The following is a 23,831-nucleotide window of genomic DNA, read 5'->3' as shown; positions in this document are numbered from 1 at the left end:
CCCCCGATCGGTTACGGCTTCGCCGCCTCGGCGGCGGTTTTCACCCAGCCGTCGAAGGTCGCCTGGTGCGCCTTGATCCAGCCGTTGACGTGGTTCTGGATGTCGGCTTCCGAAGCCTGGCCTTCATGCATACGCAGGTTTTGCGCGTTGATGTCGGCGATCGGCAGCTTCATGATGGCGAACAGCTTGGCGGCCGCCGGATTGGCTTCGGCCCACTGCTTGTTGGCGGCGATGCGCATGGTGTTGACCGGGAAGCCGTAGTTGGCGCCGTTAGGCAGCTTGGTGTCGACGTTCTTCTGCTCGCCCGGCAGGGAGGAGAACGGCACCTGCAGCCAGACCACGTCGCGGCCCGGCACCATCACATCGCTGACCCAGTACGGCGTCCAGGTGTAATACAGCACCGGTTTGCCCTCTTTGTAGCGGGTGATGGTGTCGGCGATCATCGCCGCGTAGTTGCCCTGGTTGTGCTCGACGGTGTTGCTCAGGCCGTAGGCCTTGATGTGGTGGTTGATCACCGCTTCGCAGCCCCAGCCCGGGGTGCAGCCGGTCAGATCGGCCTTGCCGTCGCCGTTGGTGTCGAACAGCTTGGCGATCTTGGGATCCTTGAGCTGCTCGACGTTGGTGATGTGATATTGCTCGGCGGTCTTCTTGTCGATCAGGTAGCCCTGCGCGGCGCCGTTGACGTAGACGCCTTCGCGGTAGAACTTGGCGTCGCCGCCGGCGGCCTTGTACTGATCGGCGTGCAGCGGATCCCAGTTGACCGCGATAAAGGTCGCGTCGCCGGAGGCGATCGAGGTGTAGGCGACGTTGTAATCCACTTCACGCGGTTCTTTCACGTCGTAACCCAGTTTTTCCAGCGCCTTGCTGACCAGCAGCGTCTGGAAGGTCTCTTCGGAAATGGTGCTTTGCACCGGCTGTACCGCGATCCCCTTGCCGGGTAAATCTGCCGCGCTCACGCTCTGTGAGCCAATCAGCGTCGTCAGGGCGAGAGCCCAGATGCCCGTAGTGCGCATAGTGTTTCCCCTTTTTTCGATGTGGTGGTGTCATAGCCCGCCGGGGCCGCAGCCGCCGGCGGGAAAAGCGTCAGGCTTGTTTGATGAACGGGCGAGTCAGCAGCCCGATGGGGCCGCGGCGATACCAGCGGCCGATGCCTTTGCTGCGGCGATCGCGCCCCAGCGATTGGGTGAGGCGATCGAGAATGATCGCCAGGATCACGATGCCGACCCCGCCGACGGCGGCCAGACCCATGTCCAGCCGGCCGATGCCGCGCAGCACCATCTGGCCCAGACCGCCGACGGCGATCATCGAGGCGATGACCACCATCGACAGCGCCAACATCAGCGTCTGGTTCACGCCGGCCATGATGGTCGGCATCGCCAGCGGCAGCTGCACCTTGAACAGCAGCTGGCGCGGGCTGGCGCCGAAGGACTCGGCGGCCTCGATCAGATCTTCCGGCACCTGCTTGATGCCGAGAATGGTCAGGCGCACGATCGGCGGCAGCGCGAAGATAATGGTCACGACCACGCCCGGCACGTTGCCGATGCCGAACAGCATGACGATCGGCACCAGATAGACGAAGGCCGGGGTGGTCTGCATTGCGTCGAGCAGCGGTCTAATCACCTTGGCGGCGTGCTTGCTGCGCGCCAGCCAGATGCCGAGCGGCAGGCCGATAAGGATGCAGAAGAACAGTGCGGTCAGCACCAGCGCCAGCGTGACCATCGCCTGCGACCAGGCGCCGATGGCGCCGATGGCGACCAGGGAGAGCAGCGTCGCGGCGCCCATGCCGAGGCCCGAGACCTGCCAGGCGAGCAGCGAGAACACCAGAATGGCGATCGGCGCCGGCATGCCCAGCAGCAGTTGCTGGAAGCCGCTCAGGATCATGTCGACCGGCACGCGGATGCCCTGGAACAGCGGGCGGAAGTGCAGCACCAGCCAGTCGATGCCCTGCGTGACCCAGGTATCGAACGGCACCCAGGCCTTGTGGAACGGATCGAGCAGGCTGAAGTGTTCCGGCTGCGCCGGGGCGCTGCTGAGCCAATCGGCACCTGACGCGGCGGCGTCATGGGTGGCCGGCGGCGGCGCGCTGGACCAGGCGTCGCCGGCGTTGGCGGCGGCATCGTTTGCGGGTGCGGCGCCGGTATCGGCCGGTGCGGTAGCCCAGGGATCTTGGGTTTGCGTAGTGTCACTCATTGGCGGAGCCCTCCTTGTCCAACGCCTGCAGCAGCATGGCCTTGGAGATGATGCCGAGATAGTTATGTTCTTCGCACACTACCGGCACCGCGCACGGTGCCTGGGCGACCAGGGAAATCAGATCGCTGAGCGGCGTGTCGGCCGGCACGGCGGCAGGGGCCTCGAGCAGGGCATCGTCCAGCGTTTGATTGGCGGACAGCGCCTTTTTCAGCGACTCTATCGACACTACGCCGATAAATTTCTTTCCGCGTTCAACAACATAACCATAATCACGGTCCTCATCGCGCAGCAGCTGCAGCGCCGATCGGGGGCCAAAGCCGGGGGTTTTGCGGATCAGCGTCACCGGGCGCCGTTGGGCGATATCCTTGGCGCTGAATACATGACTGATGTCCACGCCGCGGAAGAAGGTGCGCACATAGTCGTTGGCCGGGTTGTTCAGGATCTCGTCCGGCGTGCCGACCTGGATCACCTCACCGCCCTGCATGATGGCGATGCGATCGCCGATGCGCATCGCTTCATCCAGATCGTGGGAAATAAACACGATGGTGCGCTGATGCTGGGCCTGTAATTTCACCAGCTCATCCTGCATTTCGGTACGAATTAACGGATCGAGCGCCGAGAAGGCTTCGTCCATCAATAATATATCCGGGTTATTGGCCAGGGCGCGGGCTAATCCCACGCGCTGGCGCATGCCGCCGGATAATTCATCTGGATAAGATAGCGCATAATTCTCCAGCCCGACCTGGCGCAGGGCATCCAGCGCTTTTTCCTGGCGTTCCTGCAGCGGTATGCCGGCTAATTCCATACCGAATGCAGTATTATTCAGGACATTCATGTGCGGCATCAGCGCGAATGACTGAAATACCATGCTGATCTTATTTCGCCGCACGGTGCGCAGCGCGGTGTCGGATATTTTGGCGATGTCCTCACCGTCGATCAGCACCTGGCCGCGGGTGGGTTCTATCAGACGATTGAGAAGGCGTACCAGGGTGGACTTGCCGGAACCGGAGAGCCCCATGATGACAAATATCTCGCCTTCTTCAATGGCCAGAGTGGCGTCTTTTACGCCGAGCGATAAGCCGGTTTTTTCAAACAGCCGATCTTTTGTCAGACCTTTATCCAGCAGTTTGAATGCGCGTTCCGGGTGTTCGCCAAATATCTTATACAGGTTCTTTACTTCGAGTTTAATTGCCATGCAATTTGCTGTTTCCTCTGGTTTAATTAACGCGTTATGGGCTGTCCTTAGCAAAATAAAAGAGCTTTTTACCCTAACACAGTGAATATCTGAGACAACCCTCAATGTCATTTAAATGGGATATTAGTGGTTTACATCAAGGTTTTAATTAGTTATGGTAATTTTGCCCATGACTCGAAATTGACGGCCGCTATTCGCCATAATGGTTTGGTTTTTAGGGAAATAACGCGGCGTGAAGCAATGGGATATTTCGCTTTTGCGCCAGCCGTTTCGGATAATAAAAAACCCGACCAGAGGCCGGGTAAAAGTCATCAGTATTTCATCAGTTTTAACGACAGGTGCCGATATCGAGGGGGATATCGTCGAGCGCTATGTTATCGCCGTAATATGACAGCCAGATGGCAGCCTCAGGCCTTGCGATACAGCCGCCGCGGATGGCCGATATTGCCGTACAGCATCTCCACCCGCACGAACTGGGTGGCGACGCAATATTCCAGATAACGGCGGGCGGTAGTCTTGCTGATGCCGACCTGCTCCACCACGTCTTCCACCGCATGCGCCACCGCCGGCTGGGCGATAAACAGCGCCTGCACCAGCTCGAGGGTATTGGTTTCGATGCCTTTGGCGCTTGGCTCGCTGGAGAACTGCTTCGACTGCAGGTTGTACAGCGCATCGACGTTGTCCTGATCGATGATCTTGAAGGTGCGCTGGGTTTGCACGAACTGCATGAAGCGTTCGAGCGAATTGCGCAGCCGCTTGTAGGATACCGGCTTGATGATGTAGTCGAAGGCGCCGTTGCGGATCGCCTGGCTGCAGGTGTGCATGTCGCTAGCGGCGGTGATGAAGATCACCGAACAGGCGGGGTTCTTCACCGCCGGCTCTTCCATCAGCTCGATGCCTTGGCCGTCCGGCAGAAAGTTATCCAGCAGGATCAGCCGCGGCTGATGCGCATTGGCTTTGGCCCGCGCTTCGGCCAGCGTGGCGGCGTAAGCCACCACCCGCAGGTTGAAATTTTTCTCGATGAACTCCGCGTGCAGCGTCGCCAGTTGCGGCTCGTCTTCCACGATCAGAACGTCCAGTGTTTGGTGTGACATAATCGGGTGCTCAAAAAATCGGGTTATGGGTTTTATTTAGGGATAAATATAGAGAATATCGCGCCGTGCGGCTCGTTGTCCGACACTTCTATGCTGCCGTGCGCCTGCGCCACGTGGCTGGCGACCAGATGCAGGCCGATGCCGTGGTCGCTTTTATCCGCTTTGGTGGTGACGCCCTGTTCAAACAGCGTATCACGAATCTCCTCGGCGATGCCGGTGCCGCGATCCGCCACCTCGATCACCAGCTCGTCGCTGCCGTCGCTGATATAAAGCTCGATCGCGTCGTGCGGGGCCGGGCAGTGCAGCGTCGCCTCCACCGCATTATCCAGCAGGTTGCCGACGATCGACATCAGTTCGGTCTCATTCAGCGCCGCCGGGATCTGCCGCAGCTGGCAGGCCGGATCGAAGCGCAGCTCGATGCCTTTTTCTCTGGCGCTGGAGTATTTGCCCAGCAGCAGGCCGCACAGCGCCGCCGAACTGAAGCGCTGCGAGATGAAATCGAGGATTTCCTGCGCCCCCTCCGACTGGGCTTCCACATAGCGAATGGCCTCGTCGTAGCGCTGCATATGCAGCAGCCCGGCCAGCGTGGCGGTCCAGTTCAGCTGTTCGTGGCGCATGATGCGCAGGTTATCGGCATAGCGTTTCACCTGGCTAAGCTGGCTGCTCAGGGTATTGATGTCGTTCTTGTCGCGGAAGCTGATCACCCAGCCTTGCAGCTCCTGCTCCTGCATGATGCGCACCCGGCTGGCGATCACCCGCACGTGATTGAAGCGGCACACCTCATCGTGCGTATCCTGGCCCAGCTGCGCGGCGGCGAAGAAGTTCGGCTGCGCCTGAATGACGTCGCCGATCGGCCGGCCCAGCAAACCGGCGGCGGGCTGGTGCAGATCCAATAGCTCGCGCGCCGCATGGTTGATGGTGATGATCCGCATCTGCGGATCGATGGCGATCACCCCTTCATAGATGGCTTCCAGCAGCGCTTTTTGCTGGCGCACCAGCAGCGCGATCTCTTTCGGCTCCAGCCAGAACATCTGGCGCTTGAGGTTTTTCGACAGCAGCCAGGAAAAGACGAACAGGGCGATCAGCAGCAGGACGATGGAGCCGATAATTTGCGTCAGCGTCCTGGCATTTAAATTATCGATGTGCGATTTCAAATAGCCGACAGAAACGATGCCGATCACGTGATTATTTTCATCCAGGATCGGCGCCTTGCTGCGCAATGAAACGCCGATGCCGCCCTTGCGAATGGAAATAATGCTTTTCCCTTCCAGCACCTCTTTATTATCGCCGCCGATCATCGGCGTGCCCAGGCGGCCTTCATATTCGGAATGATAAAGATGGCGGGCGTGATTATCGCCGATGACGATATAACTGGCGTCGCTGCTGGCGCGGATTTTTTTCATCAGCGCAGTGATTCGGGCGGCGTCGTTGTTTTCCACCGCGTCGACCAGCGAAGGAATGAGGGCGATTTCCCGCGCCTGCACCTGCGCGCGGGCGCCGAGATCGCGGTGCAGCTGCGCATCCAGCTGGTAATAGGTGTAGGCGCCGATGCAGGTCAACAGCAGGCAGGAGAAGGCCACCAGGCACAGAAACAGCTTGATTTGAAATGAGAGTTTGAGCCGCATGGCGGAGCTCCACCGTAAAGAGATCCTGAAGCCTTACCCTATCACGAGAAGCGGGGTCTGTAATATTGCGCCCGATCAACTTGTGATCCCTCACACGGGATTAGAGTGAACCGGACGAGAATTGTTCGTCTGCGATAAAGTTGATAAGCTTTAAAATAAAAACGGCATTAACACCATTAAAACCACGCCGGTTTTTACATAATCTTAATTAACCCCATAGAAACCATAACCACCATTAAAAACCCTTTTTAACTTTGAACATAATCACAGCAGATAATCCGTGCGCTTCTCTATGATGGCTGAACAAACTAATAAGAGGCCAGATTATGAGCACAACAGATGATTCTTACCTCGTAGCCAAAGACAAGGCCGCCGATATTCCTCTGCGCGAGAAATGGTGGCGAATACTGGATAATTATAAAGTAGGGATTATTCCGTTACCGTTCTTTATTCTGGCCGGCGTGTTGATTCTGCTCGACTGCCTGGAAGGCAAGCTGCCGAGCGATATCGTGGTGATGGTGGCCACCCTGGCGTTCTTCGGCTTCGCCTGCGGCGAATTCGGCAAGCGCCTGCCGCTGATCGGCAAAATGGGTGCGGCGGCGATCTGCGCCACCTTCATTCCTTCCGCACTGGTGCACTACGGCCTGCTGCCGGACGTGGTGGTGGAGTCGACCACCAAGTTCTACAAATCGACCAACATTCTTTATCTCTACATCTGTTGCATCATCGTCGGCAGCATCATGAGCATGAACCGCCAGGTGCTGATCCAGGGCTTCCTGCGCATCTTCATTCCGATGCTGTGCGGCGAGATCGTCGGCATGCTGGTGGGGATGGGCGTCGGCATGGCGCTGGGCCTGGAGCCGTTCCAGATCTTCTTCTTCCTGATCCTGCCGATCATGGCCGGCGGCGTGGGTGAAGGGGCGATCCCGCTGTCGATGGGCTACGCGGCGATCCTGCACATGGAGCAGGGCGTGGCGTTGGGGCGCATTCTGCCGATCGTGATGCTCGGCAGCCTGACCGCCATCGTCATCGCCGGCCTGCTCAACCAGTTGGGCAAGCGTTATCCGCACCTGACCGGCGAAGGCAGCCTGATGCCGAGCAAGCAGGGCGACAGCGACATGAACGCGGTGGAAAAAATCAGCGGCAAGGTGGACGTCAGCACCATCGCCTGCGGCGCGCTGCTGGCCATCCTGCTGTATATGGTGGGCATGTTGCTGCACCGCCTGATCGGCCTGCCGGCGCCGGTGGGCATGCTGTTCGCCGCCGTGGCGGTGAAGCTGGCGCACGGGGTGTCGCCGCGCATTCAGGAAGGCTCGCAGGTGGTGTACAAATTCTTCCGCACCGCCGTGACCTATCCGATCCTGTTTGCGGTCGGGGTGGCCATCACGCCGTGGCAGGAGCTGGTGGACGCGTTCACCGTACAGAATCTGATCGTGATCGTCACGACCGTCAGCGCGCTGGTGGCGACCGGTTTCTTCGTCGGCAAGAAAATCGGCATGCATCCTATCGATGTGGCGATTGTCTCCTGCTGCCAGAGCGGGCAGGGCGGCACCGGCGACGTCGCGATCCTCACCGCCGGCAACCGCATGTCGCTGATGCCGTTCGCGCAGATCGCCACCCGGATTGGGGGCGCGATCAACGTCTCGCTGTCGCTGCTGGTGTTGGCCAAATTCTTCGTATAACTCCTAGAAATCCTTAGCGTTACTTTGCCTTTCCCCGCCCCCGCGGGGATTTTTTTGCCCGCGCGCCGGCCGTACGCGCGGGCGGGGTGGATGGGGGTTATGCCGCCTGTTTCATGGCGGCGTCGTACCAGGCGAAGTAGCGCTCTACGCCGCGGCGGCCGGATTCGATCAGCGCGCGTTTCTTCTCCTCGCTGATGCCGAACTCCAGCGTGCCGACGTCAAGCGTGTCGACATACACGGTGCGTTTCCAGTCGTCGCTGTCCAGGTGCACCTTGGTTTGGATGTCCAGCATCACGTTGGCCACCGCCAGGGTGAAATCAAATAGGTTGTTGACCTGCGTGCGCGGACCTGCCTGCCCGGCTGCCTGGGCGATTTCGCCGGCGGAGTCCAGGCGAAGGCCCAGCGTGCGGGTGTTGATGTGCTGGCTTGAAGCGTCGATGTAAGGCGGCGTGGCGGAGAAGTCATAGTCGAACAGCCGCACCGGGTAGTTGTCGATCATGCCGCCGTCGATGCACAGGTCGCCCAGGGTGTTGTTCTTCGCCACGAAGGCGAACGGGAATGACATCGAAATGCGCAGGCCGTCCGCCACTTTCATGCGCGGCGTAGTGCGATGCGAATAGACCTCGCGCTGGCCGCTGTTGAGGTTGGCGCCGATAAAGTAAATCGATTTGAACCCTTTCGCCGCTTTCATCGCTTCGAACTGCTCGAAGGTAATATCCGGCTTGCCGGTATATTGCTTGATAATATCGCGCGACCATTGATAGAAATAATCGCCGGGCGCGATGCCGTATTGATTGAACAGGCGATAGGCATCGTGGAGCGTACCGAAAAAGCCGCCGTTATAATCGAGGAATTTTTTAAAATCCATCGCCGACAGAATTTTGGTTACGTCCGCCGAGCTGCAGCCCAAGCCGACCAGCAGCGCGGCGATAGCGCCCGCCGAGGCGCCGGAGGTTTGCTTGATCTGTGGCATGATGCCTTTGGCTTCCAGCAATTCCAGCGCGCCGCCATAGGCGATGCCTTTTACGCCGCCGCCTTCAAAGACCAGATTTTCGAATTGATAGTTCATGATATTTCCTCACTCTTGGTTTAGGGAGTAAGAAAAATAACCAAGTGGCGAGCGAGAAAATATTGATTGGGGTTGTGTGAGTCGGCAAACAAAACTATTCATAATAAATATATTATTTATATATTTATTAAAGGAATTTATTAAACAGGCGCATCGGGATTTTTGCGTCAATACTTAGCGCTGTTCAATTCTCGCAAGGAGTCATCATGTTCTGGAAACGTTGTCTGCTGGGCGCGGCGCTGGCCGTTATGTCATTACAGGCCGGCGCCGCCGCGCCGCAGGCCAAAACCCCGACGCCGGGAGTTTACCGCATCATGCTGGGCAGTTTTGAAGTGACCGCGTTGTCCGACGGCGTCATTCGCCTGCCGGCGGACAAACTGCTGCTCAACACCACGCCGCAGCAGATCGCCGCCGGGTTGGCCGAGCGGCATCAAAGCCTGCCGGTGGTCACCTCGGTCAATGCCTATCTGATCAATACCGGCGACAAGCTGGTGATGATCGACAGCGGCGCCGGCCAGCTGCTGGGCGACGGCCTGGGCAAGCTGGTGGATAATCTGCGCGCGGCGGGCTATCAGCCTGAGCAGGTGGATGAGATCTACCTGACTCATATGCACCCGGATCACCTCGGCGGCCTGACGCACGACGGCAAGGCGGTATTCCCCAATGCGGTGGTGCGCGCCGCCAGCCAGGATGCGGACTTCTGGCTGAGCGCCGACCGGTTGAAACAGGCCAAGGCGCAGAACAAAGGCAATTTCGAAAAGGCCATGGCGGCGATCAAGCCTTACCAGGCGGCGGGGCACTTTAAGCCGTTCAACGGCGACGGTGAGCTTTCGCCGGGCATCGCCGCCTTTGCCGCTCACGGCCATACGCCAGGCCACAGTGTCTATCAGGTGACCAGCCAGGGCAAAAAGCTGCTGTTGCTGGGGGATCTGATCCACGTGGCGGCGGTGCAGATGCCGCATCCGAAGGTGGCTATCAGCTTTGACAGCGACGCCAAGGCGGCGGTCGCTCAACGGCTGCGGATGTTCAGCGACAGCGCGCGGCAGAACGAGCTGGTGGGCGGCGCGCACCTGTCGTTCCCAGGGTTGGGCTACCTGAACCGCCAGGGAGAAGGGTACAGCTGGGTGCCGCTGAATTACGGCGCGTTGTAACGGGGATGGCCGCCCGTTGGGCGACCATCGAACGAGTCCAGACGCATTGTTCGATAATTTGGGATGATGATGCCAGAGAATCGGGGCTTATTCGCCGCGATAAAGAGTGCATGATTAACGTTACCCTCGTCGTTTTCTTTAAGGATCTCCGATGCACCAGAAAACTCCCCCCGTCGCCATCGTCACCGGCGCATCGCGCGGCATCGGCGCCGCCATCGCCGAGCGTCTGGCCGCCGACGGCTTTACCGTCATCATTAACTATTCAGGCAACCCGGCGCCGGCCGATGAGCTGGTGCGCAAGATAGAACAGCGCGGCGGCCGCGCGCTCGGCGCCAAAGCCGACGTCAGCGATGCAGCCGCGGTCGCCCGGCTGTTCGACAGCGCCGAACAGGCATTTGGCGGCATCGACGTGCTGGTCAATAACGCGGGGGTAATTGCGTTGGCGCCGGTGGCGGACATGCGCGATGAAGACGCGGATCGCCTGATCGACATCAACCTGAAAGGCAGCTTCAACACGATGCGTGAAGCGGCGAAGCGCCTGCGTGACAACGGCCGCATCATCAACTTCTCCTCCAGCGTGGTGGGGCTGCTGCAGCCGGGGTACGGCATGTATGCCGCCAGCAAGGCGGCGATCGAGGCGCTGACCAGCGTGCTGGCGAAAGAGCTGCGCGGCCGCAATATCACGGTAAACGCCGTCGCGCCGGGGCCGACCGCCACCGGCTTGTTCCTCGACGGCAAAACGCCGGAGCTTATCGATCGGCTGGCGAAGATGGCGCCGCTGGAGCGGCTGGGCACGCCGGAAGATATCGCCGCGGCGGTGGCCTTCCTGGCCGGCGCCGACGGCGGCTGGATCAACGGCCAAACCCTGCGCGCCAACGGCGGCATCATCTGATTGACGACGCGCCGCCGCCGGATCGGGTATCCTGTGGCGGCACACATCACATCAAGGGCGGTTTATGGCGGGCGACAATCAGCAATCCCAGCACGGCGTAAGATCGCCCTGCGTCAGCCTGTGCCGCATCGACGACGAAACCCAGCAGTGCCGGGGATGTCGGCGCACGCGGGCGGAGATCGCTGCCTGGCCGACCGCCGGCGACGCGGAGAAACGCGCCATCTGGCGGCGGCTTGAGCTGCGTGCGGCCTTCAAGCAAAACACATAGTCGCGGGAGCACGACACGTCGCACTCCCGCGAAAGCCTTTTCCTGATACGGCCAGCCAGTCCTCAGAAATCCCAGTCCTCATCTTCGGTGTTGACCGCCTTGCCGATAACGTAAGACGAACCGGAGCCGGAGAAGAAGTCGTGGTTTTCATCGGCGTTTGGCGACAATGCCGACAGGATAGCCGGGTTGACCTCCGCCATCGCCGGCGGGAACAGCGCCTCATACCCGAGGTTCATCAACGCCTTGTTGGCGTTGTAGTGCAGGAAGGTTTTCACGTCTTCCGTCCAGCCGACGCCGTCGTACAGCTCCTCGGTGTAACGCACCTCGTTGTCGTACAGATCCTGCAGCAGATCGAAGGCAAAGTTTTTCACCTGCCGGCGCCGTGCGGCGTCCACTTTCTCCAGCCCTTTCTGGAATTTATAGCCGATATAGTAGCCATGCACCGCCTCGTCGCGAATGATCAGGCGGATCAGATCGGCGGTGTTGGTCAGCTTGGCGCGGCTTGACCAGTACATCGGCAGGTAAAAGCCCGAATAGAACAGGAACGACTCGAGGAACACGCTGGCAACCTTCTTCAGCAGCGGATCGTCGCTGCGATAGTGCGCCAGAATGATGCTGGCCTTCTTCTGCAGCGCGCGGTTTTCCTCGCTCCAGCGGTAGGCGTCATCCACGTCCGGCGTTTGGCACAGGGTGGAGAAGATTGAGCTGTACGAGCGGGCGTGCACCGCCTCCATAAAGCTGATGTTGGAGTACACCGCCTCTTCGTGCGGCGTTAGCGCATCGGCGATCAGGGCCGGCGCGCCGACGGTGTTCTGGATGGTGTCCAGCAACGTCAGCCCGGTGAACACCCGAATGGTCAGCTGCTGCTCCTTCGGCGTCAGCGTGGCCCAGGAGGGGATATCGTTGGACAGCGGCACCTTCTCCGGCAGCCAGAAGTTGGAGGTCAGGCGGTTCCACACCTCCAGATCCTTGTCGTCTTCGATGATGTTCCAGTTGATGGCGCGCACCAGCGGCGCCGATGTTACGGTCGTCATAAGTTGCCTCACAGCGCGCAGGACACGCAGCCCTGCACCTCGGTGCCTTCCAGCGCCATTTGGCGCAGGCGGATGTAGTAAATGGTCTTGATGCCTTTGCGCCAGGCGTAGATCTGCGCGCGGTTGATATCGCGGGTGGTGGCGGTATCGCGGAAGAACAGCGTCAGCGACAGCCCCTGATCGACGTGTTGCGTGGCGGCGGCGTAGGTATCGATGATCTTTTCCGGGCCAATCTCATAGGCATCCTGGTAATACGCCAGGTTGTCGTTGGTCATGTAGGGCGCCGGATAGTAAACGCGGCCGATCTTGCCTTCCTTGCGGATCTCGATGCGCGAAACGATCGGGTGGATGCTGGAGGTGGCGTTATTGATGTACGAGATGGAACCGGTCGGCGGCACCGCCTGCAGGTTCTGGTTGTACAGCCCGTGCAGCATCACCGACTGGCGCAGCGCGCGCCAGTCGTCGCGGTTCGGAATGGCGATGCCGGCGGCGGCGAACAGCTCGCGCACCCGCTCGGTCTGCGGCAGCCAGTCGCGCTCGGTGTACTTATCGAAGTACTCGCCGCTGGCATAGCGGGAATGCTCAAAGCCGTCGAAGGCGCCGCCGCGCTCGATCGCCAGCCGGTTAGAGGCGCGGATGGCGTGATAGGCCACGGTATAGAAATAGAGGTTGGTGAAGTCGATGCCTTCTTCCGAGCCGTAGAAAATGCGCTCGCGCGCCAGGTAGCCGTGCAGGTTCATCTGGCCCAAACCGATGGCGCGGGCGCTGCGGTTGCCTTCGGCGATCGACGGCACCGAGCGGATATCGCTCATGTCGGCCACCGCGGTCAGCGCGCGGATCGCGGTCTCGATCGCCTTGCCGAAGTCCGGCGCGTCCATGGTTTTGGCGATGTTCAGCGAGCCGAGGTTGCAGGAGATGTCCTTGCCGATGCGATCGTAGCTCAGATCCTCGTGATACGTGCTGGCGCGGTTGACCTGCAGGATCTCCGAACACAGGTTGCTCATGTTGATCCGCCCGGCGATCGGGTTCTCCCGGTTAACCGTGTCCTCGAACATCACATAGGGGTAGCCGGATTCGAACTGGATCTCCGCCAGCACCTGGAAGAACTCGCGCGCGTTGATGCGCGACTTGCGGATGCGCTTGTCGTCCACCATCTCGCGGTACTTCTCGCTGACGGCAATCTCCGAAAACGGCACGCCATACACCCGTTCGACGTCGTAGGGCGAAAACAGGTACATCTCTTCGTTGTTCTTCGCCAGCTCGAAGGTGATATCCGGGATCACCACCCCCAGCGACAGCGTTTTGATGCGGATCTTCTCGTCGGCGTTTTCGCGCTTGGTGTCGAGAAAACGCAGAATGTCCGGGTGGTGGGCGTTGAGGTAAACCGCGCCGGCCCCCTGGCGCGCGCCGAGCTGGTTAGCGTAGGAGAAGGCGTCTTCGAGCATTTTCATGATCGGAATGACGCCGGAGGACTGGTTCTCGATGCGCTTGATCGGCGCGCCCACCTCGCGAATATTGCTCAGCAGGAAGGCCACGCCGCCGCCGCGTTTCGACAGCTGCAGCGCGGAGTTCACCGCCCGCCCGATCGATTCCATATTGTCTTCGATGCGCAGCAGGAAGCAGGAGACCAGCTCGCCGCGCTGGCGTTTACCGCAGTTGAGGAAGGTCGGGGTGGCCGGCTGGAAGCGGCCGGAAATCATCTCCTCCACCAAATCCTGCGCCAGTCCGGTGTCGCCCGCCGCCAGCGTCAACGCCACCATGCACACCCGATCTTCGTAGCGCTCCAGATAGCGTTTGCCGTCGAAGGTTTTCAGCGTATAGCTGGTGTAGTACTTGAAGGCGCCGAGGAAGGTCTCGAAGCGGAATTTTTTGGCGTAGGCCTGCTGGAACAGCTGCTTGATAAACGGGAATTCGTACTGCGCCAGCACCTGCGGCTCGTAGTAGCCTTCCTCCACCAGATAGCGCAGCTTTTCCTCCAGGTTGTGGAAAAACACGGTGTTTTGGTTGACGTGCTGCAGGAAGTAGTGCCGCGCCGCCAGCCGATCTTTATCGAACTGGATCCGGCCTTCCGCATCGTAAAGATTGAGCATCGCGTTGAGCGAATGGTAATCCAGCGCGCCCGTTTCGGGCCTGGTCAGTTCTGTCGTTGCCAAAATGCGGTTACTCCCTGTCTAACGTTTTCAACGTCTTGCGTAGTGCCGAGCAGCTCAAAGCGGTATAAAAAAGGCACCTGGCATTTTTTGGCGATGATGTCGCCGGCGATGCCGTACGCCGCGCCGAAGTTGGTGTTCCCGGCGGCGATGACGCCGCGCAGGTATGAACGGTTTTGCGGAACGTTGAGAAAGCGGATCACCTGGATCGGCACCGCGCCGACGGCGCTGCCGCCGCCATAGCTGGGCACGATCAAGATAAAGGGGTGTTCCATCAGCAGCTTGCTGCGGGCGCCGGCGATCGGAATGCGGATCGCCGGCAGGCCCAGTTTCTCAACGAACCGATGGGTGTTCTCCGAGCTGCTGGAGAAATAAACCAGCGGATTCATCGGCGGGCCTCAGCAGGTGAGCGCCAGCGCGCCGATCTTGTCCGGCCGGAATCCGGACCAGTGATCGTCTCCGGCGATAATTACCGGAACTTGCTGATAACCTAAGGATTTAACGTGGTTCAGCGCCTGCTGATCCTGGGTGAGATCGACCACCTGATAATCAATCCCCTGTTTATCAAATGCGCGATAGGTGGCGTTGCACTGGACACAGTCCGGCTTACTGTAAATAATAATGCTCATGATTCGCATTTACCTTTAGACTGAAGGAAAGGCGGACAAGTCAGATAACGGAGCATTGTTCCTGGCGTTTCTGACGGCGTTATCAACCGAACGACATTCCCTGCGGCTGACCTATAAAATACTATATGTTGATATTTATTTTATCAACCACGCCATATATGGTGTTTTGTCAGGTTGGGTGCGCAGACCGCGCCGGGGCTGGAAAAGGCGAGGGAAAAAATTTTTGCGGGCGAGAAATTCCCCCTCTCAGTGCAGAGGGGGGAAGCGAACGCATTACTGGCGCATGCTGACCGCCAGCCGGTTGAAGGCGTTCATGATGCTGATGGCGAAGGTCAGATCGGCGATCTCGGCATCGCTGAAGTGCGCCTTCAGCGCCTCGAAAGCGCTGTCCGGCGCGCCGGTGGCGGCGATCAGCGTCACCGACTCGGCCCATTCCAGCGCGGCGCGCTCGCGCTCGTTGAACTCATGGCTGACGCGCCAGCCTGCCAGCGTATCCAGCTTGGCATGGCTGAAGCCGCTTTCGCGCAGCGCTTTGCCGTGCATATCCAGGCAGTAGGCGCAGCCGTTGATCTGCGAAACGCGCATAAACATCAACTCGATGGTCGCCTTGTCCAGGGCGCCTTTCTCCAGCGCCATCAGCGCGCTCAGCATATTTTTGTACGGGGCGGGCGCCAGCTCGGCATAGTTCAAACGTTGCTTAATCATGGTCAACCTCAATCGGTAGTAACGAAATCATGGCGCTACTTTAGCGGCCTTATGGTCTATGCTATAGGGCCATAAAATGATTATTTAACCGGGCCATAATGCCATCTTTCCTGACCTCGCTGCGGCTGGACAACCGGCTCACCGAGCCGCTGTACCGGCAGATTTACCTGCGGATTAAAGACGCCATCGCCCAGGGCAGCCTGGCGGCGGGCAGCCGGTTGCCCTCGGTGCGCGGGTTGGCGAGCGATCTGGGCGTGGCGCGCGCCACGGTGGAAAGCGCCTACGCGCAACTTATTGCCGAAGGTTTCTTGCAGAGCCGCGGGCAGGCGGGCACCTATGTTTCACCGCAGCTGCCGCACGTGCCGCCGGGCGCGGTATCCGCCGCGCCGCCGCTGGCGGCGATAGCGCCGGATCCGCTGCAGCCGCAGGGCATGCTGCAGCCTTTCCAGCTGGGCGTGCCGGCGCTGGATGCGTTTCCGCGGGCGCTGTGGCAGCGCATTGTCGCCCGCCGGCTGCGCGCTTCCACGGTGGCTTCCCTGGCGCTGCCGCCGGCCGGCGGCCTGCCTGAACTGCGTGAGGCGATCGCCCATTATCTGCATTTGTCGCGCGGCATCAGCTGTCGGCCGGAGCAAATTTTCCTCTGCGCCGGTTATCCGGCGCTGTTGGACTGGGTGGTGGAGACGCTGTTGCACGCCGGCGACGCGGTATGGATAGAAGATCCCGGCTATCCGGTTACGCGCCCGCTGCTGCGGGCCGCCGGCGTCAGGCCGGTCGCCGTGCCGGTGGATGAACAAGGCATGGACGTGGCCGCCGGTATGCTCACGGCGCCTGAGGCGCGGCTGGCGGTGGTGACGCCGACCCATCAAAGCCCGCTCGGCGTCTCGCTCAGCCTGGCGCGGCGGATGGCGCTGCTCGACTGGGCGCAGCAGCGCGGGGCCTGGATCCTGGAAGATGACTACGACAGCGAGTTTCGCTATCACGGGCGGCCACTGCCGCCGCTGAAGAGCCTCGATGTTCAGGGGCGGGTGCTGTACGCCGGCACCTTCAGCAAAACGCTGTTCCCGGCGCTGCGCATGGCTTATCTGGTGGTGCCCGTCGGTCTGACGGAGACATTCGCGCGCAGCAGTCGGCTGCGTGGCTGCGGTTGCCCGCCGCTGCTGCAGGCCGGCGTGGCGGATTTTATCCGGCAAGGGCATTTCTACCGCCACCTGAAACGCATGCGGCCGCTGTACCGCCAGCGGCGCGAGTGGCTGACGCAGGCGTTGGAGCGGCAGCTGGGGGCGTGGCTGACGGCGGTGCCGCAACAGGGCGGCATTCAGCTGTTGGCCCGGCTGCGCGACGGCTTGGCGGATGCGCCGTTGGCGGCGCAAGCCTGGCAGCAGGGGCTGGCGGTACAGGCGTTGTCGGACTGGCGAATCGACCATCCGGCGGGGCAGGGGTTACTGCTGGGGTTCGCCAATTTCACCCGGCGAGAGGAGGCGGAGCGGGCGGTGCAGGGGCTGGCGCAGCTGTTTCGCGCAAATTAAACGGCCCGCGATTTCCGCGGGCCAGACGCACATCTGTTTTATCTTTATGACTGCAGGGGTGTTAACGCCGGGCCAGCAGCACGCCGAGCACGATGCCGACGGCGGCACCGATCCCTACGCCCTGCCAAGGTTTGTCACGCACATAGCTATCGGCTTGATCAACCGCATCGCGCGCATGCTGTGTCAGACTGGTGGAGCCATTGAACCGCGCTCGCGCGTCGCGCAGCACGCCTTTCGCCTTGCTGTGCAGCTCTTTCAGTTCCTCTTTGGTCTTGTCACCGGACTCGCGCAACACTTCATCCAGCGTATCGGCCAACAGAGTGACGTCCTGATCGATATCGCGTTCTGTTCTTTCCGCTTTCTTAAACATTCAGCTCTCCATTTCGACACATGTCTCTTAAGTGTAGACCATGGCGCGATTTGCGTGGCCGATCACGGAAAAAAACCGCCGTCGCCCGCGTGTTTATCGGCGCCTGGGCTTTGTACATTTGGTTACTCGGCGAAACCAATCACTCACGGAAGCGGCAGTTTGATTCCACTAGTATCTGTTTCAACGGCTCCACCGGAGCTTACCGAAACAACACTCTGAGGATGTAAAGATGAAAAAAGTATTAGCGCTGATCGTTGCTGCCACTATGGGTCTGTCTTCTGTTGCTTTCGCTGCTGATACCGCAGCTTCTGCTCCGGCTACCACCACCGCGCCAGCTGCGACCACCACTACCGCTGCGCCAGCGGCTGCTGCTGAAAAAGCGCCAGCTAAAGCAACGCACCACAAGAAAGCCAAGCATCACAAAAAAGCGCCAGCCCAGAAAGCGCAGGCCGCTAAAAAGCACCACAAAAAAGCGCCGGCTCAGAAAGCCCAGGCAGCTAAAAAACACCACAAAAAAGCGCCAGTGCAGAAAGCTCAGGCCGCTAAAAAACACCACAAAAAAGCCGGTAAAAAAGCTTAATTAAGTGATGTTTGCGGAACCGAAAGGTTCCGCACTCTCCAGCCCGTACTCCAGACACCCGGTTATCCCGGGTGTCTTCTTTTGAGGCGACGAACGATGATCAATCGCTATCTGTTTGAAGTCATTTTCAGCGCGGTAACCCTGTGCGGAGCGATCGTCGGTTGGGAACTGTTTTTGGCCGGCAGCTTTCTGTAATTATTGCGCCGCGGCGGTTTCGTGCAAATGCCGCCAGCCGAGCGCGTTGGGCTGACGTTCAAAGACCACCGTGGAATAGCGCAGCGTGGCGCTTTGCCCCGGCAGGCTTTGCTTTTCCCGGTAGCTGACTACCGCGCCCGTCGGCCATTCGGCCACCAGCTTCATCTCTTCTATCTCGATTTCCAATCCCGGTTTGGCGGCGCGATGCGCGCGGAAAAAGGCGCACAGCGCGGCAAAATCCAGCGGAGCGCCGCTCAGCGCGATCATGCTGAAATCCGGCGTAAAGCGCGCCAGCAGCGCCTGCTCTTCTCCAGCCCCTTTGCCCAGCCAGCGTTCAATGGCGATGTGGGCGTCGATCACTTCGGTAAAATACGGGTTCATAAAGCATCCTGTTGAGCGTTGAGTTGGCGCACGATGGCGCGGTTGGCGAGGCGCAGGCACAGCAGCAGCGGGATAAATACGCTGGCGCCCGCCAGAATGAAGCAGGTTCGGTAGGCCGCTGCGGGCGGCAACACGGTCAGCAGCAGATTCAGCAGCAGGCTGAGCAGCGCCACGCCGAGGCAAAAACTGAGCTGGCGATTGATGTTCCACAGCGCGCTGGCGTCCGCCAGCTGAGCGTCGGGGATCTGCAGGAACGCGCTGCTCTGCGCGGTGCTGCTGCACAGGCTGCCGCCAAATCCCATCAGGGCGAAGGCGGCGATCTGCAACGCGTGTTGCCCGGCCTGGTCGATCTGCGCCAGCGTCAGCATGCCGGCGCCTTGCAACAGGCAGCCGGCGATCAGCAGCGGCCGCGGGCCGAGGCGGTTAAAGGTTTTGCCGGTCAGCGTGATGGCCAGGAACGACGCCAGCGCCCAGGGCAGCATCAGGCCGCCGACCTGTGCGGCGGGCATCCCCAGCTGGTTTTGCAGATACAGCATCGCCACCAGGCTGACGCCGATGAACAGGCCGGGAATGCACAAATAAACCGCCATGGCGTTGCGCAGCAGCGGATCGCCGACCAGCCGCAGGTTCAGCAACGGTTGCGGGGTGCGCAGGCTATGGCGCAGATAGTACGCCAGCACTAGCAGGCCAGCGGCCAACAGCGCCGCACCGGAAACCTGATGGCCGGCCTCGCTCAGCCGGGTCAGGCCGAGCAGCAGCAGCGTCAGCGCCGCGCAGGCGCTCAGCAATCCTTTGCCGTCGAGCGGTTTGCGCGCCGTCGCCGACGTTTCCGCGCGCAGCCACAGCGCCGCCAGCGCCAGGGCCAGGGCCGCCAGCGGCAGGTTGGCGAAAAACACCCAGCGCCAGTCCAGCCGATCGACGAGCCAGCCGCCCAGCGCCGGTGACAGCGCCGGCGCCAGCAGCCCCACCAACATGATGGCCGCCGACAGCCCGGCGCGTTCATGGCTGCGGTACAGCTGGTAGGTCAGCGTTTGGCCGATGGGGATCAGCAAGCCGCCGCCCATGCCCTGCAGGGTGCGCCAGCCGATCAGCGCGCCGATGCTGTCGGCGTTGCCGGCGCCGAGGGTAGCCAGCATGAACAGCGCCAGCGACAGCAGGAACACCCGCCGCCCGCCGATGCGCTGCGCCAGCCAGGCGCTGAGCGGGATCACCAGCGTCAGGCCGAGAATATAGCCGTTGCTGACCCACGCCAGTTGGCTGACCGACGCCCGCATCGCCTGGCCGATGGCGGGGTAGGCGACGTTGGCGATAAACATATTGATCAGATCGACGAAAAAGCCGAGCAGATAGACGATTGCCACTTTGCTGCGATAAGACATGGTGCCTCCGGTTGAAGGCGAGCAGTGTATCGGGGGGAAAAGTGCGGATAAATCGGCGGCGGGCGATTACACTGTCAAAATAATTTTGACAATAAGGGCGGCGAAATGCTGAATTTGCAGCGCCTGGCGATCTTTGCGGCGGTAGTGGAAGCGGGCAGCTTTACCGCGGCGGCGGCGGCGCTGGGGCAAACCAAGGCGGTGGTGAGCTTTAACGTCAAGCAGTTGGAGAACGAGCTGGGGGTGTCACTGCTGGCGCGCAGCACCCGGCGGCTGTCGCTGACCGACGCCGGCGAACGCTTTTACCAACGCAGCCTGCAACTGCTGCAGGAGGCGGAAAACGTGCTGGACGACGTGCGCCGCGATCACCACGGGTTGAGCGGCGTGCTGCGCATCACCAGTACGCCGGAGTACGGCGCGCAGGTGGTGGTGCCGGCGCTGGCGGCGTTTTCGCGGCAGCATCCGCGGCTGCGCATCCAGCATGTGTCTTCTTCTTATCATGCCGATCTGATCTCGGAGCGCTTTGACGTGGCGATCCGCCTGGGCCAGCTGGCGGATTCCAGCCACCGCGCGGCGCTGATCGACAGTTTCGCCATTTTTCCGGTGGCGTCGCCGGGTTACCTGGCCGAGCGGCCGATTCATTCGCTGACGGATCTGGCGCAGGCGCAGTGGATCGCCCACAGCCGACTCAGTTCGCCGCTCAGCTGGCAGGTGGCCACGCCGCAGCGCGAAGCGGTGCTGTTCAAGGTGGCGGACGCCGCGACGCTCACCGGCGACAGCGCCGCGGCATTGCTGGCATTCGCCCTGCATGGCGCCGGGGTGGCGCTGCTGCCGGCGTGGCTGGCGCAGCCCGAAATCGACGCCGGCCGGCTGCAGCGGTTGCTGCCGGATCACCGTTTCCCCGAGCAGAGCATCTACGCGCTCTACCCGAATACCCGCCACGTGCCGGAAAAGGTGCGGGCGTTTATCGATTTTCTGCGCGCGCGGGTGGCGGCCAACCGTTAGCGAAATAATAATTCGTTATAACTCTCTCATTTATCATCAGATCCCATCGGGGTATGCTGGCAATCTCTGTCTACCCCGTCCGATGCGAGCCACCTTCGATGACCGCAGAAAATAACCTCCAGCTGAACCGACGCATTCTGTCCGTGGTGATGTTCACCTTCGTCTGCTACCTGACCATCGGCCTGCCGCTGGCGGTGCTGCCGGGATTTGTGCATGACCACCTGGGTTACAATTCGGTGCTTGCGGGCCTTATCATCAGCGCGCAGTACTTCGCCACGCTGTTCAGCCGCCCGCACGCCGGGCGCTATGCCGATCAGCTGGGGCCGAAAAAGGTGGTGCTGTTCGGCCTGGCGTGCTGCGGCGCCAGCGGCCTGTTTTATGCGCTGGCGTTCGGCGTTGACGGTTACCCGTGGCTCAGCCTGCTGTTGCTGTGCGTGGGGCGGGTGTTTCTCGGCGTCGGCGAAAGCTTCGCCAGCACCGGTTCCACGCTGTGGGGCATCGGCCGGGTCGGAGCGATGCACACCGCGCGGGTGATTTCCTGGAACGGCGTCGCCACCTACGGGGCGATGGCGGCCGGGGCGCCGCTCGGCGTGTACCTGAATCAGCAGTGGGGATTGGCCGGGGTGGCGGCGCTGATCGTGCTGGCGGTCGCGGTGGCGCTGCTGTTGGCGAGCGGCAAGCCGGACGTCTCGATCGCCGCCGGGCAGCGCATCGCTTTCCGCGCGGTATTCGGCCGCATCTGGGCCTATGGCCTCGGGCTGGCGATGGGCACCGTCGGCTTCGGCGTGATCGCCACGTTCATCACCCTTTACTACGCCGACAAAGGTTGGAGCGGCGCGGCGTTTTCGCTGACGCTGTTCAGCTGCGCCTTCGTCGGCATCCGTCTGATCTTCAGCAACGTCATCAACCGCCACGGCGGTCTGAAGGTGACGCTGGCGTCGTTTCTGGTCGAGATCGTCGGGCTGCTGTTGATCTGGCAGGCCGGCGAACCCTGGATGGTGCAAACCGGCGCGTTGCTGGCCGGCGCCGGGTTCTCGCTGGTGTTCCCGGCGCTGGGCGTTGAGGCGGTGAAACAGGTGCCGCCGCAGAATCAGGGCACGGCGCTCGGCACCTATTCGGCATTCCTCGACCTGGCGCTGGGCATCACCGGGCCGTTGGCCGGGCTGCTGATTGGGCAAGCGGGCGTGCCGTCGATCTATCTGGCGGCGGCGCTGCTGGTGGCGCTCGGGGTGCTGCTCACCCTTCGTCTGCTGCAGCGCAGCCGAGCCATTCAGGAATAGTCTGAAACCCGGATTCCTCCCCAGAAAATCATTGTTTCGGTGAATGATTACGGTAAGGTCGCTCAGCGGTCCAGAATGAGAGGAGGAATCGATGTATTTACGGCCGGATGAAGTGGCTAAAGTGTTGGAGAATACCGGCTTTGAGCGTGATTATGTCACCGACCAGGCCTATGGCTACCGCAAGGGTACACACTACGTGTATGTGAATCGCGAAGCGCGGATGGGCAGAACCGCATTGGTGATCCACCCGGCTCTGAAAGAGAGAAGCGTGCATTTCGCCACGCCGACCTCTCCGGTGCGCACCAGCGAGCAGTATCTGGAGTTTCCCCTGGATTTAAGCAGCGACGCCCCGAACCAGCGTTACGGCATCGCACACGGCTTCAGCTCGCGCGAAGCGCTGTCGCGCTACCTCTACAGCATGTTCCTGTAATCGGTCCCCCGCCCGGGGGACGCGATCAGCCGTGGGCCAACGCTTCGCGGTTGAAACGCTCATTGTAGGCGCGGCGGAACTGCGCCAGTTCAAACGCATCGATATCCAGCTCGGCGAAGTAAAACAGCGCCGCTTCGGTGTGCTCAGCGTGCAGCTCCGGCGACAGCCCGGCGCGCAGCAGCACGTCGCGCCACAGGGCAATCTGCTCGTCGTCCGCCTGTTTGATGAACGTCAGGTAGATGAACAGCAGATAAGCCGCCTGGTGCATCTCTTCGGTGTAGCCGTTGTTCAGCATGCGGATAAAGGTCTGGCTTTGGCGGCCGCCCATCTCCTGGATCATCGATTCAATCAGCATCGGCTTGACCCTCAGCAGATGGGCCAGCGAATCGATGGCTTTGCGGGTGTCGGACGTCAGGATGCGGTAACCGATGATAAATACGACGATCAGGGCGGCGAGGATGATCCAGGTCATTTAGGCTTTATTACACTCTCAATACGCCAGAAGAGGGGCGGGAGGCGCTGTGCGACAGCGCCCGCTATCAATGCTGTTCGCCGCTGAAATTACCGACCGCGCCCTGTTGGCGCAGGTGGTGATTGAAGGTGGCCGCGTCTTTGGCCAGCGCGTCCAGATGGGCGCCGAGCATTTTGATCTGCTTCACCAGCGCATGCTGCTCCGGCACCGAACTGGCGGTGCTCAGTTTGCGCGCCAGTTGTTCATTCTGCGCCCGCAGCGCGGCTTCGCGCTGTTTGGCTTCTTCCAGCAGTTGCTGCAGCGCCTGGTAGCTCTGCTGCCATTCGCGGTGTTGCCGTTCGAAGCTGCTCTGCAACTCATTCATCGCATTTTGAAACTGGATTTCCAGCTCGCGCATTGTCATGGGCTCGATCCTTTGCGGCACTCAATGATGGCTTAGCAGTATAGCGAAAACTGTTCGCAAGCTCACCCGTTGACGACAAATGAGACAAATGCCGCTGACAATTCCCGGCTTGCAACCATGGCAAGGCGT

Annotated in this window: 26 protein-coding genes; 10 read left to right on the top strand and 16 right to left on the bottom strand. The window is 60.8% G+C overall.

Annotated elements, in window-relative coordinates; genetic code table 11:
* Nucleotides 1–11: 11 nt before the first annotated feature.
* The 3 genes from proX to proV all read right to left on the bottom strand — a co-directional run bounded on the left by proX (nucleotide 12) and on the right by proV (nucleotide 3,385).
* Nucleotides 12–1,013, bottom strand: a complete 1,002-nt coding sequence (proX, locus tag ACJ8HB_RS16795) for a glycine betaine/L-proline ABC transporter substrate-binding protein ProX (RefSeq protein ID WP_033635697.1) — start codon at nucleotides 1,011–1,013, stop codon at nucleotides 12–14.
* A gap of 70 nt (nucleotides 1,014–1,083) precedes the next feature.
* Nucleotides 1,084–2,190, bottom strand: coding sequence for a glycine betaine/L-proline ABC transporter permease ProW (gene proW / locus ACJ8HB_RS16790; protein ID WP_033649771.1), 1,107 nt, complete (start codon nucleotides 2,188–2,190; stop codon nucleotides 1,084–1,086).
* Nucleotides 2,183–3,385, bottom strand: coding sequence for a glycine betaine/L-proline ABC transporter ATP-binding protein ProV (gene proV / locus ACJ8HB_RS16785; RefSeq protein ID WP_038872840.1), 1,203 nt, complete (start codon nucleotides 3,383–3,385; stop codon nucleotides 2,183–2,185). The genes proW and proV overlap by 8 nt, the downstream gene beginning before the upstream one ends.
* 232 nt (nucleotides 3,386–3,617) lie before the next feature.
* Here proV and ACJ8HB_RS16780 point away from each other — a divergent pair, with 232 nt between their 5' ends.
* Entirely contained in the window at nucleotides 3,618–3,776 is a 159-nt protein-coding gene (locus ACJ8HB_RS16780; RefSeq protein ID WP_154610857.1) for a hypothetical protein, read from the top strand.
* A 16-nt stretch (nucleotides 3,777–3,792) separates the two neighbouring features.
* On the opposite strand, the gene ACJ8HB_RS16775 is transcribed toward ACJ8HB_RS16780, so the two are convergent.
* Complete coding sequence (locus ACJ8HB_RS16775) at nucleotides 3,793–4,479, bottom strand: response regulator (RefSeq protein WP_016929845.1); 687 nt, start codon at nucleotides 4,477–4,479, stop codon at nucleotides 3,793–3,795.
* A gap of 32 nt (nucleotides 4,480–4,511) precedes the next feature.
* Nucleotides 4,512–6,104, bottom strand: a complete 1,593-nt coding sequence (locus ACJ8HB_RS16770; RefSeq protein ID WP_094860023.1) for an ATP-binding protein — start codon at nucleotides 6,102–6,104, stop codon at nucleotides 4,512–4,514.
* A 326-nt stretch (nucleotides 6,105–6,430) separates the two neighbouring features.
* Between ACJ8HB_RS16770 and ACJ8HB_RS16765 the strand changes: the two genes are divergently transcribed.
* Nucleotides 6,431–7,786: a 2-hydroxycarboxylate transporter family protein gene (locus tag ACJ8HB_RS16765; RefSeq protein WP_033635692.1), complete on the top strand. Its 1,356-nt coding sequence runs from the start codon at nucleotides 6,431–6,433 to the stop codon at nucleotides 7,784–7,786.
* A gap of 97 nt (nucleotides 7,787–7,883) precedes the next feature.
* On the opposite strand, the gene ACJ8HB_RS16760 is transcribed toward ACJ8HB_RS16765, so the two are convergent.
* The gene (locus tag ACJ8HB_RS16760) at nucleotides 7,884–8,855 is read right to left on the bottom strand and encodes a patatin-like phospholipase family protein (RefSeq protein ID WP_047570774.1); all 972 of its coding nucleotides are present in this window, start codon (nucleotides 8,853–8,855) and stop codon (nucleotides 7,884–7,886) included.
* A gap of 206 nt (nucleotides 8,856–9,061) precedes the next feature.
* On the opposite strand from ACJ8HB_RS16760, the gene ACJ8HB_RS16755 reads away from it, so the two are divergent.
* The 3 genes from ACJ8HB_RS16755 to ACJ8HB_RS16745 all read left to right on the top strand — a co-directional run bounded on the left by ACJ8HB_RS16755 (nucleotide 9,062) and on the right by ACJ8HB_RS16745 (nucleotide 11,166).
* A complete protein-coding gene (locus ACJ8HB_RS16755) occupies nucleotides 9,062–10,006 on the top strand; it encodes an MBL fold metallo-hydrolase (RefSeq protein WP_047570775.1) in 945 nt (314 codons plus the stop codon).
* Between the two features lie 151 nt (nucleotides 10,007–10,157).
* Nucleotides 10,158–10,898 (top strand): SDR family oxidoreductase, encoded by a 741-nt coding sequence (locus ACJ8HB_RS16750; RefSeq protein WP_047570777.1) that lies wholly within the window; start codon nucleotides 10,158–10,160, stop codon nucleotides 10,896–10,898.
* A gap of 64 nt (nucleotides 10,899–10,962) precedes the next feature.
* A complete protein-coding gene (locus ACJ8HB_RS16745) occupies nucleotides 10,963–11,166 on the top strand; it encodes a DUF1289 domain-containing protein (RefSeq protein WP_033654334.1) in 204 nt (67 codons plus the stop codon).
* 62 nt (nucleotides 11,167–11,228) lie between these two features.
* On the opposite strand, the gene nrdF is transcribed toward ACJ8HB_RS16745, so the two are convergent.
* The 5 genes from nrdF to ACJ8HB_RS16720 form a co-directional block, all read right to left on the bottom strand.
* Complete coding sequence (gene nrdF, locus ACJ8HB_RS16740) at nucleotides 11,229–12,200, bottom strand: class 1b ribonucleoside-diphosphate reductase subunit beta (RefSeq protein ID WP_047570778.1); 972 nt, start codon at nucleotides 12,198–12,200, stop codon at nucleotides 11,229–11,231.
* 8 nt (nucleotides 12,201–12,208) lie between these two features.
* The gene (gene nrdE, locus ACJ8HB_RS16735) at nucleotides 12,209–14,353 is read right to left on the bottom strand and encodes a class 1b ribonucleoside-diphosphate reductase subunit alpha (RefSeq protein ID WP_072021607.1); all 2,145 of its coding nucleotides are present in this window, start codon (nucleotides 14,351–14,353) and stop codon (nucleotides 12,209–12,211) included.
* Nucleotides 14,335–14,739, bottom strand: a complete 405-nt coding sequence (gene nrdI, locus ACJ8HB_RS16730) for a class Ib ribonucleoside-diphosphate reductase assembly flavoprotein NrdI (RefSeq protein WP_033649781.1) — start codon at nucleotides 14,737–14,739, stop codon at nucleotides 14,335–14,337. Before nrdI ends, nrdE begins: the two co-directional genes overlap by 19 nt.
* 9 nt (nucleotides 14,740–14,748) lie before the next feature.
* Nucleotides 14,749–14,979: a glutaredoxin-like protein NrdH gene (gene nrdH, locus ACJ8HB_RS16725; RefSeq protein ID WP_033635681.1), complete on the bottom strand. Its 231-nt coding sequence runs from the start codon at nucleotides 14,977–14,979 to the stop codon at nucleotides 14,749–14,751.
* A 273-nt stretch (nucleotides 14,980–15,252) separates the two neighbouring features.
* The gene (locus ACJ8HB_RS16720; protein WP_060423811.1) at nucleotides 15,253–15,684 is read right to left on the bottom strand and encodes a carboxymuconolactone decarboxylase family protein; all 432 of its coding nucleotides are present in this window, start codon (nucleotides 15,682–15,684) and stop codon (nucleotides 15,253–15,255) included.
* A 95-nt stretch (nucleotides 15,685–15,779) separates the two neighbouring features.
* Between ACJ8HB_RS16720 and pdxR the strand changes: the two genes are divergently transcribed.
* A complete protein-coding gene (gene pdxR, locus ACJ8HB_RS16715) occupies nucleotides 15,780–17,210 on the top strand; it encodes a MocR-like pyridoxine biosynthesis transcription factor PdxR (protein WP_094860022.1) in 1,431 nt (476 codons plus the stop codon).
* Nucleotides 17,211–17,271: 61 nt separating this feature from the next.
* Here the strand turns inward: pdxR and ACJ8HB_RS16710 are convergent, their stop codons facing one another.
* A complete protein-coding gene (locus ACJ8HB_RS16710) occupies nucleotides 17,272–17,580 on the bottom strand; it encodes a DUF883 family protein (RefSeq protein ID WP_004928950.1) in 309 nt (102 codons plus the stop codon).
* Between the two features lie 229 nt (nucleotides 17,581–17,809).
* Between ACJ8HB_RS16710 and asr the strand changes: the two genes are divergently transcribed.
* Nucleotides 17,810–18,160: an acid resistance repetitive basic protein Asr gene (gene asr / locus ACJ8HB_RS16705; protein WP_047570783.1), complete on the top strand. Its 351-nt coding sequence runs from the start codon at nucleotides 17,810–17,812 to the stop codon at nucleotides 18,158–18,160.
* 195 nt (nucleotides 18,161–18,355) lie between these two features.
* Here the strand turns inward: asr and ACJ8HB_RS16700 are convergent, their stop codons facing one another.
* Nucleotides 18,356–18,736 carry a DUF4440 domain-containing protein gene (locus tag ACJ8HB_RS16700; RefSeq protein ID WP_039568646.1) on the bottom strand — a complete coding sequence of 127 codons (381 nt, stop codon included), beginning with the start codon at nucleotides 18,734–18,736 and terminating at the stop codon, nucleotides 18,356–18,358.
* A complete protein-coding gene (locus tag ACJ8HB_RS16695) occupies nucleotides 18,733–20,115 on the bottom strand; it encodes an MFS transporter (RefSeq protein WP_060428532.1) in 1,383 nt (460 codons plus the stop codon). Before ACJ8HB_RS16695 ends, ACJ8HB_RS16700 begins: the two co-directional genes overlap by 4 nt.
* Nucleotides 20,116–20,220: 105 nt before the next feature.
* On the opposite strand from ACJ8HB_RS16695, the gene ACJ8HB_RS16690 reads away from it, so the two are divergent.
* The 3 genes from ACJ8HB_RS16690 to ACJ8HB_RS16680 all read left to right on the top strand — a co-directional run bounded on the left by ACJ8HB_RS16690 (nucleotide 20,221) and on the right by ACJ8HB_RS16680 (nucleotide 22,827).
* Entirely contained in the window at nucleotides 20,221–21,117 is an 897-nt protein-coding gene (locus ACJ8HB_RS16690) for a LysR family transcriptional regulator (protein ID WP_060428534.1), read from the top strand.
* A 98-nt stretch (nucleotides 21,118–21,215) separates the two neighbouring features.
* Nucleotides 21,216–22,397 carry an MFS transporter gene (locus tag ACJ8HB_RS16685; protein WP_033635673.1) on the top strand — a complete coding sequence of 394 codons (1,182 nt, stop codon included), beginning with the start codon at nucleotides 21,216–21,218 and terminating at the stop codon, nucleotides 22,395–22,397.
* A gap of 91 nt (nucleotides 22,398–22,488) precedes the next feature.
* Nucleotides 22,489–22,827 (top strand): DUF2002 family protein, encoded by a 339-nt coding sequence (locus ACJ8HB_RS16680; RefSeq protein ID WP_016929830.1) that lies wholly within the window; start codon nucleotides 22,489–22,491, stop codon nucleotides 22,825–22,827.
* Nucleotides 22,828–22,852: 25 nt separating this feature from the next.
* Here ACJ8HB_RS16680 and ACJ8HB_RS16675 read toward each other — a convergent pair whose 3' ends face one another.
* Together ACJ8HB_RS16675 and ACJ8HB_RS16670 are read right to left on the bottom strand one after the other, a co-directional pair.
* Nucleotides 22,853–23,299: a DUF1198 family protein gene (locus ACJ8HB_RS16675; RefSeq protein WP_025303978.1), complete on the bottom strand. Its 447-nt coding sequence runs from the start codon at nucleotides 23,297–23,299 to the stop codon at nucleotides 22,853–22,855.
* A 67-nt stretch (nucleotides 23,300–23,366) separates the two neighbouring features.
* A complete protein-coding gene (locus ACJ8HB_RS16670) occupies nucleotides 23,367–23,702 on the bottom strand; it encodes an MbeD/MobD family mobilization/exclusion protein (protein WP_033635672.1) in 336 nt (111 codons plus the stop codon).
* Nucleotides 23,703–23,831: the final 129 nt, after the last annotated feature.

Origin of the sequence: Serratia sp. CY27727 (genome assembly GCF_052169275.1) — a bacterium.
Lineage (GTDB): Bacteria > Pseudomonadota > Gammaproteobacteria > Enterobacterales > Enterobacteriaceae > Serratia > Serratia sarumanii.
This window is presented reverse-complemented; position numbering and strand designations above follow the sequence as displayed.

Bases quoted from the DNA above. Each gene is read 5' to 3' on its own strand.
- proX (WP_033635697.1), bottom strand. From the start codon at position 1,013: ATGCGCACTACGGGCATCTGGGCTCTCGCCCTGACGACGCTGATTGGC.
- proW (WP_033649771.1), bottom strand. From the start codon at position 2,190: ATGAGTGACACTACGCAAACCCAAGATCCCTGGGCTACCGCACCGGCC.
- proV (WP_038872840.1), bottom strand. From the start codon at position 3,385: ATGGCAATTAAACTCGAAGTAAAGAACCTGTATAAGATATTTGGCGAA.
- ACJ8HB_RS16775 (WP_016929845.1), bottom strand. From the start codon at position 4,479: ATGTCACACCAAACACTGGACGTTCTGATCGTGGAAGACGAGCCGCAA.
- ACJ8HB_RS16770 (WP_094860023.1), bottom strand. From the start codon at position 6,104: ATGCGGCTCAAACTCTCATTTCAAATCAAGCTGTTTCTGTGCCTGGTG.
- ACJ8HB_RS16765 (WP_033635692.1), top strand. From the start codon at position 6,431: ATGAGCACAACAGATGATTCTTACCTCGTAGCCAAAGACAAGGCCGCC.
- ACJ8HB_RS16760 (WP_047570774.1), bottom strand. From the start codon at position 8,855: ATGAACTATCAATTCGAAAATCTGGTCTTTGAAGGCGGCGGCGTAAAA.
- ACJ8HB_RS16755 (WP_047570775.1), top strand. From the start codon at position 9,062: ATGTTCTGGAAACGTTGTCTGCTGGGCGCGGCGCTGGCCGTTATGTCA.
- ACJ8HB_RS16750 (WP_047570777.1), top strand. From the start codon at position 10,158: ATGCACCAGAAAACTCCCCCCGTCGCCATCGTCACCGGCGCATCGCGC.
- ACJ8HB_RS16745 (WP_033654334.1), top strand. From the start codon at position 10,963: ATGGCGGGCGACAATCAGCAATCCCAGCACGGCGTAAGATCGCCCTGC.
- nrdF (WP_047570778.1), bottom strand. From the start codon at position 12,200: ATGACGACCGTAACATCGGCGCCGCTGGTGCGCGCCATCAACTGGAAC.
- nrdI (WP_033649781.1), bottom strand. From the start codon at position 14,739: ATGAATCCGCTGGTTTATTTCTCCAGCAGCTCGGAGAACACCCATCGG.
- nrdH (WP_033635681.1), bottom strand. From the start codon at position 14,979: ATGAGCATTATTATTTACAGTAAGCCGGACTGTGTCCAGTGCAACGCC.
- ACJ8HB_RS16720 (WP_060423811.1), bottom strand. From the start codon at position 15,684: ATGATTAAGCAACGTTTGAACTATGCCGAGCTGGCGCCCGCCCCGTAC.
- ACJ8HB_RS16710 (WP_004928950.1), bottom strand. From the start codon at position 17,580: ATGTTTAAGAAAGCGGAAAGAACAGAACGCGATATCGATCAGGACGTC.
- asr (WP_047570783.1), top strand. From the start codon at position 17,810: ATGAAAAAAGTATTAGCGCTGATCGTTGCTGCCACTATGGGTCTGTCT.
- ACJ8HB_RS16700 (WP_039568646.1), bottom strand. From the start codon at position 18,736: ATGAACCCGTATTTTACCGAAGTGATCGACGCCCACATCGCCATTGAA.
- ACJ8HB_RS16695 (WP_060428532.1), bottom strand. From the start codon at position 20,115: ATGTCTTATCGCAGCAAAGTGGCAATCGTCTATCTGCTCGGCTTTTTC.
- ACJ8HB_RS16690 (WP_060428534.1), top strand. From the start codon at position 20,221: ATGCTGAATTTGCAGCGCCTGGCGATCTTTGCGGCGGTAGTGGAAGCG.
- ACJ8HB_RS16685 (WP_033635673.1), top strand. From the start codon at position 21,216: ATGACCGCAGAAAATAACCTCCAGCTGAACCGACGCATTCTGTCCGTG.
- ACJ8HB_RS16680 (WP_016929830.1), top strand. From the start codon at position 22,489: ATGTATTTACGGCCGGATGAAGTGGCTAAAGTGTTGGAGAATACCGGC.
- ACJ8HB_RS16675 (WP_025303978.1), bottom strand. From the start codon at position 23,299: ATGACCTGGATCATCCTCGCCGCCCTGATCGTCGTATTTATCATCGGT.
- ACJ8HB_RS16670 (WP_033635672.1), bottom strand. From the start codon at position 23,702: ATGACAATGCGCGAGCTGGAAATCCAGTTTCAAAATGCGATGAATGAG.